12 protein-coding genes are annotated in these 18782 nt (G+C 45.0%); 8 read left to right on the top strand and 4 right to left on the bottom strand.

Going from position 1 to position 18782, the window contains the following annotated elements; genetic code table 11:
• Positions 1-21: 21 nt before the first annotated feature.
• Together AC58PV_RS29690 and AC58PV_RS29695 are read left to right on the top strand one after the other, a co-directional pair.
• Positions 22-975: an NAD-dependent epimerase/dehydratase family protein gene (locus AC58PV_RS29690; protein WP_497436428.1), complete on the top strand. Its 954-nt coding sequence runs from the start codon at positions 22-24 to the stop codon at positions 973-975.
• Between the two features lie 507 nt (positions 976-1482).
• Positions 1483-2022: a hypothetical protein gene (locus tag AC58PV_RS29695; RefSeq protein WP_497436429.1), complete on the top strand. Its 540-nt coding sequence runs from the start codon at positions 1483-1485 to the stop codon at positions 2020-2022.
• Positions 2023-2107: 85 nt separating this feature from the next.
• Here AC58PV_RS29695 and AC58PV_RS29700 read toward each other — a convergent pair whose 3' ends face one another.
• The 3 genes from AC58PV_RS29700 to AC58PV_RS29710 form a co-directional block, all read right to left on the bottom strand.
• On the bottom strand, positions 2108-3940 hold the full coding sequence (locus AC58PV_RS29700) for an LTA synthase family protein (protein ID WP_497436431.1): 1833 nt from the start codon (positions 3938-3940) through the stop codon (positions 2108-2110).
• 210 nt (positions 3941-4150) lie between these two features.
• Complete coding sequence (locus AC58PV_RS29705; protein ID WP_497436432.1) at positions 4151-5191, bottom strand: S-layer homology domain-containing protein; 1041 nt, start codon at positions 5189-5191, stop codon at positions 4151-4153.
• A 127-nt stretch (positions 5192-5318) separates the two neighbouring features.
• The gene (locus AC58PV_RS29710; RefSeq protein WP_497436433.1) at positions 5319-8636 is read right to left on the bottom strand and encodes a pectate lyase-like domain-containing protein; all 3318 of its coding nucleotides are present in this window, start codon (positions 8634-8636) and stop codon (positions 5319-5321) included.
• A gap of 371 nt (positions 8637-9007) precedes the next feature.
• Between AC58PV_RS29710 and AC58PV_RS29715 the strand changes: the two genes are divergently transcribed.
• The 6 genes from AC58PV_RS29715 (at position 9008) to AC58PV_RS29740 (ending at position 18102) form a co-directional block, all read left to right on the top strand.
• A complete protein-coding gene (locus AC58PV_RS29715) occupies positions 9008-10327 on the top strand; it encodes an extracellular solute-binding protein (RefSeq protein WP_497436435.1) in 1320 nt (439 codons plus the stop codon).
• A 74-nt stretch (positions 10328-10401) separates the two neighbouring features.
• Complete coding sequence (locus AC58PV_RS29720) at positions 10402-11277, top strand: carbohydrate ABC transporter permease (RefSeq protein WP_068663847.1); 876 nt, start codon at positions 10402-10404, stop codon at positions 11275-11277.
• A gap of 19 nt (positions 11278-11296) precedes the next feature.
• Complete coding sequence (locus AC58PV_RS29725) at positions 11297-12172, top strand: carbohydrate ABC transporter permease (RefSeq protein WP_441991262.1); 876 nt, start codon at positions 11297-11299, stop codon at positions 12170-12172.
• A gap of 52 nt (positions 12173-12224) precedes the next feature.
• Positions 12225-13994 (top strand): cache domain-containing sensor histidine kinase, encoded by a 1770-nt coding sequence (locus AC58PV_RS29730; protein ID WP_497436438.1) that lies wholly within the window; start codon positions 12225-12227, stop codon positions 13992-13994.
• Positions 13975-15561, top strand: coding sequence for a response regulator transcription factor (locus AC58PV_RS29735; RefSeq protein ID WP_497436439.1), 1587 nt, complete (start codon positions 13975-13977; stop codon positions 15559-15561). Before AC58PV_RS29730 ends, AC58PV_RS29735 begins: the two co-directional genes overlap by 20 nt.
• A 30-nt stretch (positions 15562-15591) precedes the next feature.
• Positions 15592-18102, top strand: coding sequence for a glycoside hydrolase family 2 protein (locus AC58PV_RS29740; RefSeq protein ID WP_497436441.1), 2511 nt, complete (start codon positions 15592-15594; stop codon positions 18100-18102).
• 419 nt (positions 18103-18521) lie between these two features.
• Here AC58PV_RS29740 and AC58PV_RS29745 read toward each other — a convergent pair.
• A partial coding sequence (locus tag AC58PV_RS29745; RefSeq protein WP_497436443.1) for a hypothetical protein occupies positions 18522-18782 on the bottom strand: 261 nt, incomplete at its 5' end.

Consider the following 18782-nt stretch of genomic DNA (forward strand, 5'->3'; position numbering starts at 1 on the left):
CAAGAAAGGAAGTTACATGCGATGAAAATCCTCGTTACAGGAGCGGCAGGTTTTATCGGATCGCATCTTTGTGAGAAGCTTCTTCAGGACCCACGGAACGAAGTCATTGGATTGGATGCGTTAGTTCAGCAATCTCCAACTCCGATTCAAGTAAGAGAATATAATCTGCGTTATTTACGAACCCATGAACGATTCACTTTCATTAACCAGGATTTATTGCATGTTCAGTGGTCGGAGATTCTTCCTGGTGTCAACATTGTCTACCACTTGGCTGGCATGCCTGGGGTGCGCTCAAGCTGGGGGGAAGATTTCAAAACCTATGTCACGAATAACATTGAAGCTACACAACGACTACTAGAAGGTTGTCGGATGTATCCTGTCAGCAAGATTGTGTACGCATCCACTTCCTCCGTGTATGGTGAAAAAACAAATCAAGTGAATGAGTCAGCTACGACAGAGCCACTCTCACCTTATGGGATCACCAAACTGACGGGAGAGCAGCTCTGTAAGGTTTATGCAACAAAAGATGGCTTACCCATCGTTGTATTAAGATTCTTCACGGTGTACGGTCCTAGACAGCGACCTGATATGGCTTTTCATCGGTTCATCCAGCATATACGGCACAATAAGCCCATTCCGATCAATGGCGATGGACTCCAAACACGCGACTTTACGTTTGTGGGTGATTGTGTGGAAGCGATCGCTGCAACGGCGCATGCAGCGAATATCATTGGGGAGACGATCAATATCGGAGGCAAAGAACGTGCTTCTGTGCTTGATTGCATCGCTATTCTCGAGGAACTATTCGATCGCAAAATAGACAGGCAATTTCTTGGCAAGGCTTCCGGAGAGCCTCGCCACACTTGGGCTGATATCAGCAAAGCGCAATTGTTGCTCGGCTATCAACCCAAAACGGATTTACGAACTGGTTTACAAGCAGAAATCATGGATTTATCTCAGACGCCTTATTTATGAGGGGACACACATTCACATATAACTGGATTTTCTACATGTAGACGTATGTAGAAACATCCAGTTTTTCTGTTGAAAATTTATCAGGGCTGCAGGCCGCTTTGCGCTCGCGGTAGTCGATTTTATCGACTATCTCCCGGTCGTGGGCACGCTTTTCTCCCGCGGTAGTCGATTTTATCGACTATCTCCGGGCTGCGGGCCCACTTTCCGCCCGCGGTAGTCGATTTTATCGACTAAGGGAATAAGCATTCATTTTAGACACAACAAAACTAGTATTTAAAATTATCAAATCTAAGTTCCCTTCAAATCGTCACAATTACAAGCGTTTCCATCACTTTTATTCACTTTTATTAACTAAAATCGGCATTTCCCTGCACAACCACGCGCGCTCAGGGTTGCATTTCCCACTGTTATCGTTTATATTTTTATCTTGCTGGCTATCCTATTTGCATATAATTCGGTTTTTTTAACAATATAAGCCAGTACATAACTAATGATGAGGTGTACCCCATGACTTTGAAAAAAGCAGCTGCAGGGCTTCTAATACTAACAATGGCAGTTACAAGCGCTGCATGCAGTTCCAAAGATTCCACAACTTCAACACCTGCTGCAACAGCGACAGCAGCCCCACAAGCAACCGCTGCAGTTACACAAGATGCAACAAACATGAAAGGCTACATCGCTGCTAGAATCGCCCGCGAGAAAGTGGATTACTTGTTCGCTGAAGCGAAATCAGCAGATGGCGCTTTCGTTCTCAATCCGATTGCTGCAACAGATAAAGAAACAGCTAAGAAGTTTCTTTCTAGTTACGTCGATGCCGCGATGCTGGATGCCATTGTAAATCATTATGTAACCGATACGAAGGTTGGTACGACATTCCTTACGAATACGAAGTCGTACTTCACTGACAATATTTTGACGACCAAAAAGGAAGAAATCACGTTTGATAAAGCCAACACACCTGAGCTTGTGAAGTTCTCGACGAAAGACGGCGTGACATATACAACGAAAAAAGTAAACGATAAATTCCTACTTTCCGAAGTAAGATAATACTTTTCAAATCACAATAGCCCAGCCCCTAAATATGGGGGCTGGGCTAACTTCATTCACCTTCTGCTACCTTTGCTCATTCAGCTCACTTCGCAAAATAATTGCTCTCATGCACCCAATCCGCAATCTGGAATGATCGCAGAATATGATCTTTCTCTGCATTCTGCGGCTCCCCAACGAGCGTACCGTTGTTCAGAATCGTGTAATTTCGATTCGTATTCACCAGGATTTTACCCATTGCTGTAGATTCGAACTTAGCGCGCTCAACACCCATAAGATATGCAAGCGTCGGCAAGGTATCGATCTGCCCGCCGATGGTGGGAATCTGCTCCCCTGTCATGCCCTTGCTGTAAATGATGAACGGCAGTTGCAGCGAATGCGTTCGCCAAGCTTCATTTTCCAAAGACGGTATCGCATCAACTTGATCTTGATAATACTTATGCACACCCGTATGGTCGCCATAAATGGCAACGACCGATTGGTCCAACAGACCCGTTTGATCCAGCTTGTCGATGAATGCGCCAATCTGCTTGTCGGTATAGTTGATCGCTTGGAAGTAAGCGCCCATGATCGTTTTATCCAAACTCGGGTCGAGTTGAAGCTTCCTTGTTTTATCCGGCAAATCGAAAGGACCGTGACTGGATAACGTGATAACATGCAGCATGAATGGCGACTGCACACTTGTCATTTTCTCGCCAAGCTGCTTGAGGTATGTCTCATCAGACAAGCCAAGTCCAACGAGATCGTCCACTTGGTATTTACTAATATCCCAACTCGTTTGGTAGCCGATATTATGATGGGCTTCTACCCAGTTCCAACTCCCCGCGGGTTCGGAATGTGTCGATATCGTCTGATAGCCCATGCCTTCCATCAACTTAGGCAAGGAATTGTACGTATTCGTCGGATAGCGGAAGAAATTCGCGCCTGAACGAATTGGAAACATCGATGTTGTCGTCAGCAAATCACTGTCTGAGCTCGTCCCATTGTTCACCTGCTCATAAAAATTCGGGAAATATAAACTATTTCCTAGCAAACGATTGATATTGGGTGTAATCTCTTGCCCATTCACCTTCTGACCAATGACGAAATTTTCTAGGGATTCCACTTGAATGACAATCAGATTTTTACCTTGAAACATCCCTTTGTAGGAATTATCCGGCAGCTTCTCCGCGTTCGAAGCGAACCAATTTTGAACCTCACTTCGCGCACCCTCTGAGAGCTCAATGGACTTGGCAGCTCCGAATAACCGTAAACCATCATACAAATGATAACCAATCGGTGACATATCTGACATAGATTGAAAAGGAGCCCAACTGAGATTGAAGAACATCATCTCGCCTTGGGTCGAGTTCTTAACATCGATACGATAATGGTCATAGGAAACAATCCCCACAGCTAGTACCATCAATACTACAGCCGCTATGGGCTGTCTTTTGCGTTCGGTTCGGCGTGAGAGAATCGGGCTGTTATTCATTCTGAATAGCGCAATCGCAGCGAGTACCACAAGATCAATTACCAGCCACAGATCGAAAGGGCGAATAAATGTCCATAGATTATAATCCAGTGGATTAAATCCAGTGGGATGCGCAATAAAACGCAGGGATAGAAACGCTGAATAGGCCCTGAAATACACTAAATCGCATACCAAAAGTAAACTAAACAGTACCTGAACGCTTACGAGATACATGCGACGGCCACGTTTTTTAAAGAAAAGACCAATAGACACAACAAACACAACAAACATCAAATGGGAAAGAACTGGCGGCACTGTGAAATACATTTTGCCAATATTAATCCCCGCCTTATCTGGCGCATGCAACGCAGCCAACAAGAGCTGTGACTTCAACAGAATGGCAAAAAACGTATAAATCAAAAGTTTTCCAGGACGGACAATGAGTCCCAATGCATGTTGGATCATAGAGAGAAAGTTTTTCCTTCTATAGGTTGATAACTGTAGCAAAAAATAGTTCACCTCATACTTGTTGATTTCAAGCCGATTTTTCCATTTTAACACAAGATGCTTTCGCGTGTTGCTTACAAATATTGCAATATAGCGACAGCAATGCTTGGATAGATAAGAAAAAAGACCTGAGACATGTGCCTCAAGGTCCATTTCAACATGAAGTCATTACTTCAAGTATGCCAATAAATTATAAATTAAAACAGCAGCTTGTGCGCGATTCGTTGTCTCTTTGGGATGGATCCCATTCGCGTAACCATGGATGAGTCCAATTTCAACTAAAGTAGCAACGCTGTTGACCGCATACGCTGAAATCGACAAGGTATCTTCGAAAGCTGTAAGATCAGATTCATTACCACTCATCGTCAGTTGCTTGGAGACGCGTATGGCTCGGTCCGTAAGAACCATCATATCCTCTCTTGTAATAGATGCTTGCGGATGGAACTGATTCCCTTCATCTCCTTGCACGATCCCCAATTCCCTTGCAATCGCTACAGGTTCCGCGTAGTAAACGCCATCTTCAACATCCTCGAAAGACTCGCCAACCGTCCCCTTCAATCCTAACACTCTCATCAAAAGCACGACATAATCCGCGCGAGTCACCGCTGAGCCCGGACTAAACTGTCGATCTCCCGTACCGTTCACGATTCCTTTAACCGCCAGTGCTTCAATCGCATCTATCGCCCATTCGAATCCATCAAGATCATCGAAAGCATACGGATTGTGGTTGTTGAGGGCTGTACGCATATTCATCAGCTTGGTGGTACTCACGAGGTTGGAATCGACAACCTTCACACTCTTTAATGTGAGTTCATTGCTCTCGTTCCCAATTACTTTAAAATGCAGTTTGAATAGGGTGTGCTCCCCTTCTAAGCCTTTTCCTTGACCCACCTTAGTATGTGCGAGTTGGATATTGGTCTGTTTGACAATCGCCGGAACGGAGAAACCAGGAGCATCGGATTTCGCATCTATGAATGTTAACCTTGTAGGATCATACGCCATATTCATTTCAAAAGCATAGACATCTTTCAATGCGTGGCCAGTAATGATGACTTCAATCGTGTCACCTTTATTCGGTAAGAGCGATGAAACCTTCATCGTAAACGTGCCTGACTCCTCGGCCTCTGATGCCCAACCCGTTGTAGGAACAATCCAACTTATGAAGAAGACGAGTGCGATGCTTATTTTCAACCATTTCCCCAAAACCATGTTCGATGTCCTCCTTCAGCAATGAGCACACACAATATGATACAAGTTATTTCTATGAAATTGAAAATCGCCCGCCATGAAACTATACGAAATGTATCATAGCGGGCGATAGGTAACCTGTTAACCCTTACTGTTGCAGAATGCGTTGTGCCACAGCAGCCAAATCAACCAGATCCACTTTGCCATCCCTGTTGAAATCAGCTTTCTTGAATGTCGCCCAATCTGTATCTGAGGATGTTTTGCCGTAAGCTGCTGCTACATTGGCCAAATCTATGACGGAGAGAATGCCGTCATTATTCAGATCTCCTGGATCACCAACGTATTTCAACGAGTCGAAGATGTCTAAAGCTTGTTGCAGATTAGCTAATGCTTGCGTCACTTGCGGTTTCGTAACCGCTGGATTCGCAGCGACACTTCTTGCCGTATCGATTGCAGCCTGCAAGGCAGCTTTCGCTCCTGGCGCGTATTGACCACTGCTGTACCCTTCTGTTGCGGCATCATGCAAGGATTGTGCGGTGCTAATCTTCGCGTTCAAGATGGACAGATCAACAATTGCTTTCACCAAAACGACTTCGGAAGCCGCGCCCAGGTTCGTTGCTGTCTGCAAATCTGCGAGGGCAAGACTGTCTAATACAATCGTTGTCGACACATCATCGCTTGGGGTTAACGCTTTCCAGTGAAGCGTCAGCAACGGTCCGTTGACATCCCCGCCTGTCAAATTCGCTGTCAGAATGCGAATATGTCCCCCTTCAACCTTTTGACCAATAATCGTAATGGCAGGATTCAAAGATTCCACTGAGTCAAATTCAAGCACTCCTGTGTCATATGACAATTGAATATCTTGGGCATACACGCTGGAAACGACATCAGATAAACTCACCGTAGTGTCAAAAGATTGCCCGCTTGTAACTGTCGCAGGCCCTTCAATCGAAGCTGATGCAGGTACAGAACCGTACACTCTCACCTCATGAACAGACCACCAGCTGGAATTCGTTCCCGTTTGCACGATTTTAAAGAATCTAGCCACTTGCGGAGCAAAATCAATGGAAATTAATCTGTTGCTACCTACTCCCGTGGCAATCGGACTGCCCCAAGTCACGCCATCATTAGAAACGTATAGCGCATATCCCCGCGCATAGTCATTATTGCTGCCTGTGGAATCCATCTCAATACTGTTAATACTCGTGAGGACTTTCATATCAATCGTGAATGATTGCTCAGGTGAAGGCGACATTGGCTTGCCTGCGCTCCAACGCGTCCCCATATCACCATCAATGAGATTAGCGACTGGATCTGCTGATGTTGAGGTCGCTGTCCAAGCTGAGCGATCCAAAGCTCTCTTCGGCGTTGTTACACTTAACTCCGCACTTAACAAGGAAACGTTGCCGCCGCCATCTTTGGCTTTCACTGTGTAGCTATACGTCGTCAGTGGTTTGACCGTCGTATCGAGGAATTCCGCTGTCGTTGTATGACCAACAAGCGTCCCATCCCGATATACCTCATAACCTGTGACATTAAGGTTATCTGTGGAAGCCGTCCACCCTATTTTGACACGATTATGTGCGGCCGTCTCTTTGAGAACCAAATTCGTAGGCACACTTGGTGCTTCCGTATCCCCTGTATCTGTTCCATAGAAATTAATTGTTTGCCGTTGCGAGCTGCCAGAAGTGCCATAAACACGGCCGCCGACACCATTAATAATGTGCGTAATTTCACTGCCTGCTGTACCATTCAGCCAAATCGTCGTCGCATGATGAATTTTGACCCCTGCCGCATTCGGTACTTCGATGGCATTTTCCAGCTTCACAGCTGCATCTCGGAAATAAGAGTATACGCCAAGTCCCCAAGCTTCGTGAGTCGTGACTGTATCCGCTACTTTATAAGAGGCATACCCATTCTTGCTTCCGTCCATCCACGCTGCTTGATTCGGCACATCGTACGGAATTTCGGACTGGTAGAAATAAACACGGCCACCGTTCCCATTCCATAGGGTTTGATACTCATTGTGATGCTCGTTGAATAAACCATATAAGGTGACATCATCGCCATTCACGATGAGGCCATTCGTCGAAACATTCTCTGTCCATCCTGCACCAGCGCCATGGTCTGCGCGCCACATCCAGAAGTGATCACCGATAATGTCGTCGCTGTTAATCGTCATTTGCGCTTTATTCTTACCAACGACTGCGCCTCCCGTACGGAAGAATAGATCGTGCAACGAAGTTGGATTAGCGGAGTGATCCAATGAACTTCCAGTTGGACCGACTTCCAATAAGGATGAGGTTGCATTAGGTCCCGCTTCATATAGCAAGCCTGCCAGCTTGACACCATCCACATCAGCAATTGTCATAGCTGGTTTATCTGTCGTTGGAATCAGCGTTGGCATCCCGATGCCTAGTACAACTGTATTCGGGTTATTGATACGAATCGTATCATCAATGTGATAAATTCCCGGCGTAAATAGCAAATTCTTGCCATTCGCCAATGCAGCATTTATATTCGCAGCACTCGTTGTCGCTGGTACATCCGCGCGTACAATATAGAAATGATCGATGCTGATGGAACTTCCTGGTGTTGCGCCATTCGCCCAGCTTGCCCCTTGCGTATTCTGAGACAGGGATGGGACGAAAACTTGATATTCGTTTGCATTGTTCACATAGAGATACGGCTTCTCTCTAATAACAGGTGTGTTCTCAACAACCGTATAGGGTGGATCCGGGAAATTTCCAGTTGGCGTATTCTTGTCACCCACGAACACCATGTTCCAAACCCCATTGGACCAACTCGACCATTGACTATTCCGCGAGAACCATTGTTGCTGAGAAGCTGGTGTTACTTGACCATCTACGATGGAGTCCGCCAGGAAGCCGCCACTTGCCCATCCAGCGCCCCATCCAGCATCGAAATCGAACAAATTCAATTTCCCTTTAATATGTAAACGTCTGAGTGGTGCAGCTTGAGAAACCGCGATTTGGGTCGTTCCTGCCGAGAAATGCGCTGGTGCTGGTGGTGTATAATTGAAGGTCGGATTAATACTGAGATTCTCGATCCCCCGCCAAAAATTACGAGTTGCATTCCCATTATCCCAATCTGCATTCACATTCAGTCCACCATTGATCAACACATCATCTGGATTGAGCCCAAGGCCTGAAGCTTGTGTGTTAAATCCAATAAAGTAATTGCCATTATACGTTCCCGGTTTAAAAAGAAAGGCATCTCGTTCCGTTCCAAATTCATTGGATTCCTGTCTTGTGAATACCGCATTGACAGCACTCTGAATGTCAGCTGCCGGCATGTCGGGGTCGAACACATACACATTGGGACCAAAAATGGATGAATTGGCATCTCCAATCGGAGTTGCTGCACTCGAAACACCAGGACTCCACAAACTAAGAACGATTGCCATCATCGAGACAGATGAAACCATTTTTTTCAAACTACGCATTGTATACCTCCCTTAGATTAGAAACGATCTATCCTGCTCCACATTCTTTCGGTAAGCGATTACATAATTGCTCCGATCACCCTCTCATCTTACAATGTAGGATGCTGACTCGTAGTTGGTATCTCCATCATAGAAAAATATGGCTTTTAATGAAAGCGGTAAACTTAAGGAGATTAGGAGAGTTACTTAAGGTATTGGGATATTTTAACTGTAACGACCACCTTGCCTTATTCTACCTTACTTATGGATATGCTGAAGAATAACGGATCCGATATCCGATCATTTTCTACCCTGGTCCTTATCCTGTTCACCTTACGAAACATGTGAAAATCTTTAGAATAAAGTAGAGTCAATCAATCAGGAGGTCGAACATGAAAAAACTAACACTTATCTCTACAGCTTTACTTGCAACAACTGTTCTTGTATCCGCATGTGGCAATGGCGAGGAAGCCGCCTCAGCAGATAAAGGCACTGCGGGTGAGAAAGTAAAGCTTACCATTTGGCACAACTGGTCTGGTCAAGATGCGAAAGCTGTGGCTATGCGTAAAATTCTAGATGATTTCCAAGCTCAGAATAAAGACATCGCTTTGGAAATTGAAGGTTTGCCTACCGACGGTTTGAAAACTCGTCTAAAAACCGTTGCAGCTGCCAATGAAATGCCTGACCTATTCGTCATGTGGCCAGATGCGATGACGAAGGAATTCGTTAGCGGTAACTTGCTTCAACCGATCAATGAGTTCTTGGACAGCAAACCAGAATGGAAGAACAATTTCATTCCAGGCGCTTTAGAGGGATATACGGTAGATAACAAAATCTATTCCGTACCTATGAATCTCTCGCCAACTTCCTTTATTTACTACAATAAAGCGCTGCTTGATCAATACAAAGTTGCTGTTCCTAAGACTTGGGACGAGCTTATGGCAGCTGTCAAAACCTTCAACGACAACAAAATCATTCCGATCGCGCTTGGCAACAAAGCGAACTGGGCTGCGCAATCCACGATTTTCAGCGGACTTGCTGATCGTATGACAGGTTCCGATTGGTTCCTTAAAGCAGCTAAGCAAGACGGCGTGAAGTTTACAGACCCTGAATTTATTCAAGCTTTGAAAAAATTACAAGAACTAAGCAACGCCAAAGCATTCCAAGATGGCTTTAACAGTATTGATCAGAACCAAATGAGACAATTGTTCTATCAAGGTAAAGCAGCGATGTTCATTGATGGTGGATGGGCAATGGCTGACGTCGTTCAGAATGCACCGAAAGATTTGCTTGCTAACACGCATATCGCTTTAATGCCTTCCATCGCAGGTGGTAAAGGTGATCCTCAATCCACTTCAGGTGTCGTTGGAACTGGTCTTGGCGTTAGCAAGAAACTGACAGGAGCTAAGAAAGAAGCCGCTCAAAAATTATTCTACGCGCTATCTGGTCCTGAAGGGCAACAAGCTACATTGAACAGCTCCACATTGGTTAGCTACAAAATTGAACTTGATCCTTCCAAAGCAAATCCATTATTCGTTGAACTTAACGATCTTATGAAAACAACAAAAATCACGCCAGTTTATGATGCTAAACTAAGCTCCGCTGCAGTTGAAGTTATCAATAACGGTCTGCAAGAACTTCTCATGGGTGGAAACGCCGAAGCGATCGCTAAGAAGATTCAAGACTCCCAAGCGGCTTCACTAGGCAAATAAATCATTATCGTACAACCAGCCCTCCACATCTGTGGCAGGGCTGGCTAATTTCATACATGAAGGAAGTGAGATTGATGAATGCTGCTTACGTCCGCAGGTTTGTTTTTATGAGCCTTGCTCCTGCGATTCTGGTTTACGCCTTATTTGTGTTTGTTCCTGTTCTCTGGTCAGGCTATTATAGCTTCTTCGACTGGAAAGGTATTGGTACAGCGAAATTTATCGGTTTGAAAAACTATGTAGAAATTATTCATGATCCTATTTTTTGGACATCCTTAAAGAATAACCTTATTTTTCTTGTTGTTGCTGTGTTCGGCCAGCTGCCGGTCGCTCTCATCCTAGCTATTCTCTTGCATAAAAGCAATGCGTTACAACGGTTCATCCGTTCTGCTGTCTTCGTCCCGATGGTTATGTCTTCCGTTGTAATCGGAATGATCTGGCAATACATTTATCACCCCCAAATTGGTATCCTGAACCTTCTCCTCGAGAAGTTAGGTTTAGAATCTTGGAAGCTGCAATGGTTATCAGATCCTAAGATTGCTATCTTCGCATTAGCTCCTCCTCTGATTTGGAGCTTTGTCGGTTTATATCTCATTATTTTCATCTCTGCTTTTCAAAATATTCCTGGTGAAATCCACGATGCTACACAAATCGATGGCGCTGAAGGAGCTCGCAAATTATTCTCCGTTACCCTGCCTATGATGTGGAGCACTGTGCAAATTGCCATCATCCTATGTATTTCTGGCAGCTTGAAATCCTTCGATCTCGTGTATGTCATGACCAAGGGTGGACCTGCTCACGCCACAGAACTACTTGCTACGTATATGTACAATTCGACGTTTTCCTCATATCGATATGGGTTTGGCAGCGCCATTTCGACAACGATCGTCTTGATCTCCCTTATCTTCATTGGGATCAGCCAATGGGCAACAAGCCGTAAATCCAAAGGATAATGAAAGGAGGAAGCTGACTATGTCTTCAATTCCCATTCAAGTAAAATCAACCGCGACAACTCGGAAGTTCTCGTTTCAAGTATGGAAACAAGGCGCATTATGGACATTCTTAACCTTGTATGCCATTCTCACGCTCTATCCCTTGTTTTGGCTCGTTATATCCTCTTTCAAAACGAATAGCGAATTCTTTAACCATCCGTTCGGGCTGCCCCAAGTATGGAAATTCTCAAACTACGTAACCGCATGGCAAGCATCCAAGATGGGGACGGCTTTTCTCAACTCGGTTATTGTGTCACTCGTTTCACTCGCACTTACCCTTTTTCTAAGTTCCTTAGCAGCGTATGTATTAGCTCGAATCAAATTCCGCTTCAAGGGCATTATTCTGGCATTTTTCGTCATTGGGATGCTGATCCCTATTCATAGTACGTTGGTACCTTTGTTTATACTTATGAAACAAATCGGACTGTTGAACACGTACTGGGCTCTCATCTTGCCTTATACGGCTTTCGCATTACCGACAGCCATCTTCGTTCTTACCGCTTATTTGGCTTCCGTGCCCAAAGAAATCGAAGAAGCTGCTTATATTGACGGAACCAGGCTTTGGGGTGTATTCTGGCGTATTATGCTGCCAATCTCATTACCAGCTCTATCAACTGTCGTCATTCTCAGCTTCTTGCATTTCTGGAATGACTTCTCGTTCGCCCTTGTTTTTATTAGCAAAAGCAGTTTAAAAACATTACCGTTAAGCATCGCGAATTTCGCTGATGGTTACCAAACCGACTACGGTTTAACACTAGCCGCTATGACGATCGCCGTTATTCCAACAATCGCTGTGTACTTGGCTTTCCAAGAGCAAGTTATGAAAGGGATGACCGCGGGAGCTGTTAAAGGCTAATTGACTTCAATAACTTCCATGATCCAGACAACGAGTTAGGAGATGACATCTGTTGCGCAAGTGGTTCGGCTATTCCTTACAGCGTAAACTATCCTTCATTATGCTTGTCACAACATTAATCCCCCTCTTGTTTCTGGGTACATTCGCTTTTACAACTTCGTCGGATATTACCAAGGATAAAGCGCAGCAAGCGGGCTTGAACTCCCTCGCTCAAATGGATGCGAAATTGCAGTTCATCCTGAAGGATGTTGAGAATATGTCCATTTTCCTCATCGGGCAACGGGACATTCAATCGTATTTGAAGAGATCCGATGAGAACTTGGATGCCCAATCGCAAATCCTTGGATTGATGACCAATCTGGTATATACCAAAGATTACATTTCAAATATCACTATTTATCCCAGCAATAACACGACACCGCTGTCTACCTCTACAATCTACAACTCAAGTTTGGAGCAAGAAATTGTCATTAAACAGATTACAGACAAGATGTGGACAAGCTTGTACCACATTGAGAATTATTTAGGGAACCGTGAAGTGTTCTCCTTCATAAGACCGCTGCGCGCGATGAATACCTACCAAACACTTGGCTGGCTGTCCATCACTGTAGATGAGCAGGCGCTGTCTCGCATATGGTCAGTTCCACAATTAGCTGATGGCTATGGTCAAGTCGCTTTGTTGAATGATCGAGATGAAATCATCTCATCCACCTCCAAGAGTTGGCTGTCAGAGAAAGCCGATCGCTTGTTCCCCGGCATAACCGATCGCGTCCGTGACCATTCTACCGGCGTATGGACGTTAGGTACCGGGAACTCACAACAGAACATTCTGTTTTACCGAGAACCAACCATCAACTGGACGATTGTTGGCATGATCCCATCGAAACTATACAGTGCTCAGAATCGATACATTTTGCAACTAACTGCCGTTGCTGTGGCGATTTCTGTCCTTGCCAATGTGTTACTCACTATATTCGTTATTCGTAAGGTCACCACGCCTCTCGGATCGTTAACCCGCTTGTTAACCAAAATCAACCCTGATGAACCTTTACCCCTCTATCCGGTATACACATCAGATGAAATTGGCCGACTAGCTGGCAGCTACAATTTGTTAAGCACACATATCGAAGCTTTGAAAAAGCAGCTCATACACAATGAAACACGCAAAAAAGAAGCGGACATGCGCGCATTGCAAGCCCAAATCAATCCACATTTCCTCTATAACACGCTGTCTTCCATACATTGGATTGCTCTACTCCAAGAAGAGGATCGCATCGCAGAAATGGTCGGCGCCTTAAGTGATTTCTTGCGTTTCAGCTTAAATAAAGGGAAAGAATACTGCAAGGTTTCACAGGAGCTAGCCCATATTCGCAATTATGTGCAGGTTCAATCCATCCGATTCCCGGATGAATTTACCGTGGACTACGTGGTTGACGCCCGTCTTCATGATCGGTTCATGCTGAAATTATTGCTTCAACCTTTGGTTGAAAATGCGATGATTCATGGCATTCAGATGAAAGAGGAGCCCGGGGTTATTTCCATTTATCTCGAGCTGAAGGGCAATTCTATGCATGTTAAGGTCATGGATGATGGCCTCGGAATGACCGAAGAACGATTGCGAGAGGTTACTGAAAGTTTATACCCTGCTGAAGGCATGGAAGCCAATGATGCAAGTTATGGGCTGCGCAATGTGCATGAACGCTTGCAATTACATTATGGGCTTGATTCGGGAATCAAGATCGAAAGCCGATTAAATGAGGGTACGTGTGTGTCATTCGCGATCCCAGTTTTGGAGGATAACCATGAAAATCTTGATCGTTGATGACGAGGTCATCATCCGAACAGGCTTGGCTAAAGTGATTAATTGGAAAGAGCTCGGACTTGAGCTGCTCAAGCCTGCTGCCTCAGGGGAAGAAGCACTCCGTCGCATGCCAGAGGAACGCCCGAATATTTTATTAACGGATATCCGTATGAAGCATATGAATGGGTTAGAACTGGCCACTAAAGCGAAAGAAATCATACCCGATATCGAGACAATTATCCTTTCTGGGTACGATGATTTCATGTATACACAGCAAGCGATTCGGCAAGGTGTCAGTGACTATCTCTTGAAATCCAGTCGACCCGAAGAGATTATGAAGACCGTCCTCCAAGTCAAACAGCGTATTGAGGATAAATGGAAGCATCTCAATCAGGATCTCTATAAGAATAAAGAAGTTCGCAATCGCTTGTTTGAACGCTGGATTATTGAGGGAGAAACTGCCGCAGTTGATGCAGAGATGCTGCCGGACTACCTTCCTCGCTTATTTCTCTCGAATGAACATGAGCAATCCAAATTTCAAACCTACGTTGTTACCGCCGAAGGATGGGGAGATACCTCCGCGGAAATTTCACTGCTTCTTTTCGCAGTAGACAATATGCTTCACGACATTTTGCATTGTGAAACATTAATTTACAGGCAACGCATCGTCGTGGCACTTCCCAAAACCAGTGCATCCGATTTCTTCGATCATCCCCAATCTGCCAAACAAAAGATCGAGCGGCTGCTCAAATGCAAAGTCAGTATATCCATCGGCGAGGTCGTTCTCCAACAGTCCGATTTATATAAATCGTATGTTACCGCGGACTATGCTTATAGCTATAAACATCACCTTGATGAATCTATTCTTATATATACGGACATTGTTAGTCGAAAAGGCGGCAAAACGGTCTGTACCCATGAAGAGGAGCTTGAGCTCTCTTCGATCCTGCTGGATGATGACTCCGTCGCATTGAAGAACTGGGTTCAGCGTTATTTGCAATCGGAACTGAACGACCCGCAGATGACGATCGAATCCCTTGAATCGTTGGTCCGATCTGCTGCACTCACCGCACATCGTTGGCTTGAACGTGTATTGACGGCTACTGGCCGCCAGGGTGCACTGGATAACCAAAATGTCGCTTTCGTCGTCAAACGGGATATCGTGCTGAAGGACGCTTTGTTTCAATATTTGTTGACCCTTATGGAATTGTATCATCATCGTTTGGGTGGCGGACAAGCCACACATACACAGAAAGCTATGGCCTACATTCATGAGAATTTGGGGAGGGATGTTGGCTTGCAGCAGGTTGCTAAATATGTGCATTTGCATCCGAATCATTTGAGCGAAGTGTTTAAAAAGGAAGCCGGCATTACGTTTGGTGACTATGTGACACGTCAAAAAATTAATCGTGCCATGGAAATTCTAACCGTATCCCCTGCCAAAATTGCCGATGTCGCAAGCTCTGTCGGATTTGAAGATATCAAATATTTCAGCCAAGTGTTCAAGAAATTTACTGGCAAAACGCCAAGCGAGTACCGAGAGGAAGCAGTCCTTCACCCTGCTGCTTCACCTTCAAAATTAGTATAAAAAATCATGGTGTTAGAGGAGAAATCATAGATGGAATTATCAGGATTATGGCGATTGCAGCAGTTCGAAGTCGGACAAGTTCGACCACTTGAAGTCGCGGCAGCTTGGTTAGACGATCGATTCTGGATCACAGCGAAGGTTCCTGGGGATGTCCATTCCGCCCTCATTGAACGAGAATTGATTGAGAATCCTTATTTCGGTCATAATGACGCGAAGAGCCGCTGGATCGAACAGAAAGAATGGTGGTACCGTCACTCTTTCCAGTATTCCTTAGGGGATGCAGAAGAAGAGAAAGAAAAGCATGAACTAACCTTTGAAGGTTTGGATACGTTTGCTACGATTTATGTGAATGGGAAAGAGATTGGAACTACGAGCAACATGTTGATGGCGCACACTTTTGATGTAACACGCGTTATTCAAGATGGCAAAAATTCAATTGCCGTTAAATTCGATCCTTTACACCTGCATAATAAAGATAAAGAATTGTTCCAATGGTCTTCCTATACGAAAGAACGTCCTTGGCTGCGTAAAGCAGCAATGAACTTCGGCTGGGACTGGGGTCCACGCATGGTCACTGTGGGTATTTGGGGCAAAGTCTTCATTGAACGTTACCGCCGCGCGAAGCTGGATAGTGTTTTTGCTAGAACATGTTCGATCAGTGATACTGGTGCGGAAGTTAATGTGGATGTTGACGTGATAACGCTCCGCAAAGGTGTACAGAAATCGTGTGACATTCGTTTAGTGGATGCGGCTGGTCAAGTCGTTGCTTCTGCGAGCGGGAATGTTAGCTCATCGGAATCGTTTGTACTACAAGTCGCTGATCCACAGCTATGGTGGACACACGACCTCGGCAAACCTTACTTGTACGAGCTGGAAGTTGTTCTCTATGCTAACGGTGAGCAAGTGGATGCGTATCGCAAGCCGTTTGGTATCCGTACAATTGAGCTGCAACTCAAGGATGGCGATGGTCAGAATGCCTTCGCATTTGTACTCAATGGGGTCAAACTATTTGCCAAAGGTACGAATTGGATCCCGGCGGATCACTTCATCGGAAGCATACCAGACCAACGCTATCGAGATTTGATTGATCTTTCTGTTACTTCCAATCAGAACATGCTTCGCGTATGGGGCGGCGGCATCTATGAGAAGGATGTCTTCTATGAGGAGTGCGATAAGCGCGGCGTTCTCGTTTGGCAGGATTTTGCCTTCGCGAATGCGTTGTTCCCGGATTTTAACCGTGACTTCATGGAGAATGTGAAGCGTGAAGTGATCTACAACATCAAGCGCTTGCGCAATTACACTTCCCTTGCCCTCTGGTGCGGGAATAACGAAATTGACTGGCTGGTTGATATGAAAACGGCTGGCGGCGACATTGATTGCCCGTTCTACGGCGAAACCATTTACCACGAGCTGATTCCTGATGCGCTTGAGGAGCTGGATGACAGTCGTGCTTACTGGCCATCCTCCCCATTTGGGGGCAATGATGCCAACGATCCTGACGTCGGTGACCGCCATAACTGGCAGGTGTGGCATGGTTCCGTTTATCCGCGTAAAGTCGGCGATGTGCCTTTGCTAGACTATAGCATTCAAGGCGTCACGTTCAAAAACTACAAAAAAGACTTCACCCTTTTCAGCAGCGAATTCGGTATGCACGCCTCTGCCAATCGTTACACGTTGGAGAAAAACATTCCAAATGGCCAATTCTACTGGAACAGTGTTGAAATGGCTTATCGCAATAAAGATACCAATCACCAAAAAGGTATTCTGCTTATGGAAGGATACACCGGTATTCCGACCAACATTGAGGAGTATATGAACTTCTCCATGCTGACACAAGCCGAAGGCTTGAAGTATGGTATTGAGCATTATCGTCGGAACAAACACCGTACAAGCGGCTCGCTCATCTGGCAGTTGAACGATAGCTGGCCTGGCACAAGCTGGTCGCTCATTGATTATGAATTGCTACCCAAAGCTTCCTATTACTATGCGACCAAGTTCTATCATCCGCTTCTGCTCTCTATCGATCACGAGCCTGGGCAGGATTTGCATGTGTGGGCTGTCAACGATACGTTGGATGCGTTAAAAGGACAAGTTCACATAACCGTGTATAACTTCTCTGGAGAAATCGTGTTCACGCATACGTTCGAGGCAACTGTAGCGGCGAATGCTGCGATCCAACTGGGAAGCTTGCCTGAAGCTACAGTATTAAATGGCTTGCCTGCGGAGCAAGTTGTTGCCCGCGTTCATACGACAGACTGGGCAGCGCCAGATAACCTTCATTACTTACGTGATCAGAAGGATCTGCAGTTCCCAACGACTGCGCTCAGTGTGAATGTTGATTCAGAAACGCAAGCCGTGCATATTACGGCCAATGGTGCACATGCACGTATGGTGAAGCTCGATCTGCCACAAGGCAACATTCGCTTCAGCGACAACTTCTTCGATTTGCGTGCTGGCGAGCAAGTAACCGTGCAGATCAGTGATCCAACGGGGAACAAAGTGGATTTGAGTCAATTGCGTGTGAGTGCAATGAACATTTGAGGGAATTTTCCAGGTGAGAAATAGTTGTGAAAAGGCATACTTTTCACGTGCTCGAATAAAGAAAAAACTGCATATTTGCAGTTTTTTCTTTTTCTGCGTTATAAGCTCCGGCCAAAGCTGTCTATATGCAAGTAGATCGATTTGTGAGTCATGGCATTGTAGTAAGGCTACCTCTTCATTCTGAGCACAAACCTTCCTCCACCGCCACAAATAAATTAGATGGATTTTATGTTGTTATTACTGCTGATTTCGGCCCTTTTGGAGCAATAAATGGATTTTCTACAGTTAATTCCCTCAACAATCCACCAATCCGCCATTCTATCATAAATTAGATGTATTTTTTCCATTTAATTGCTAAATCCCCTCCTAAACGGCTAGATTAGCTGTACTTTTTACATCAATTTGGTAAAGCTAGCTACTCAATTGAACACTACTCTTACTCCTACTTCTACTTCTACTTCTACTTCTACTTCTACCTCTACTTTTACTTTTACTTCTACTTCTACTTCTACTTCTACTTCTACTTCTACTTCTACTTCTACTTCTACTTCTACTTCTACTTCTACTTCTACTTCTACTTCTACTTCTACTTCTACTTCTACTTCTACTTCTACTTCTACTTCTACTTCTACTTCTACTTCTACTTCTACTTCTACTTCTACTTCTACTTCTACTTCTAC

It is taken from the genome of Paenibacillus sp. J22FR83, assembly GCF_059691955.1.

Coding starts and splice junctions, on each gene's coding strand:
- AC58PV_RS29695 (WP_497436429.1), top strand. CDS start 1,483: ATGACTTTGAAAAAAGCAGCTGCAGGGCTTCTAATACTAACAATGGCA.
- AC58PV_RS29720 (WP_068663847.1), top strand. CDS start 10,402: ATGAATGCTGCTTACGTCCGCAGGTTTGTTTTTATGAGCCTTGCTCCT.
- AC58PV_RS29740 (WP_497436441.1), top strand. CDS start 15,592: ATGGAATTATCAGGATTATGGCGATTGCAGCAGTTCGAAGTCGGACAA.
- AC58PV_RS29735 (WP_497436439.1), top strand. CDS start 13,975: ATGAAAATCTTGATCGTTGATGACGAGGTCATCATCCGAACAGGCTTG.
- AC58PV_RS29690 (WP_497436428.1), top strand. CDS start 22: ATGAAAATCCTCGTTACAGGAGCGGCAGGTTTTATCGGATCGCATCTT.
- AC58PV_RS29700 (WP_497436431.1), bottom strand. CDS start 3,940: ATGATCCAACATGCATTGGGACTCATTGTCCGTCCTGGAAAACTTTTG.
- AC58PV_RS29710 (WP_497436433.1), bottom strand. CDS start 8,636: ATGCGTAGTTTGAAAAAAATGGTTTCATCTGTCTCGATGATGGCAATC.
- AC58PV_RS29725 (WP_441991262.1), top strand. CDS start 11,297: ATGTCTTCAATTCCCATTCAAGTAAAATCAACCGCGACAACTCGGAAG.
- AC58PV_RS29705 (WP_497436432.1), bottom strand. CDS start 5,191: ATGGTTTTGGGGAAATGGTTGAAAATAAGCATCGCACTCGTCTTCTTC.
- AC58PV_RS29715 (WP_497436435.1), top strand. CDS start 9,008: ATGAAAAAACTAACACTTATCTCTACAGCTTTACTTGCAACAACTGTT.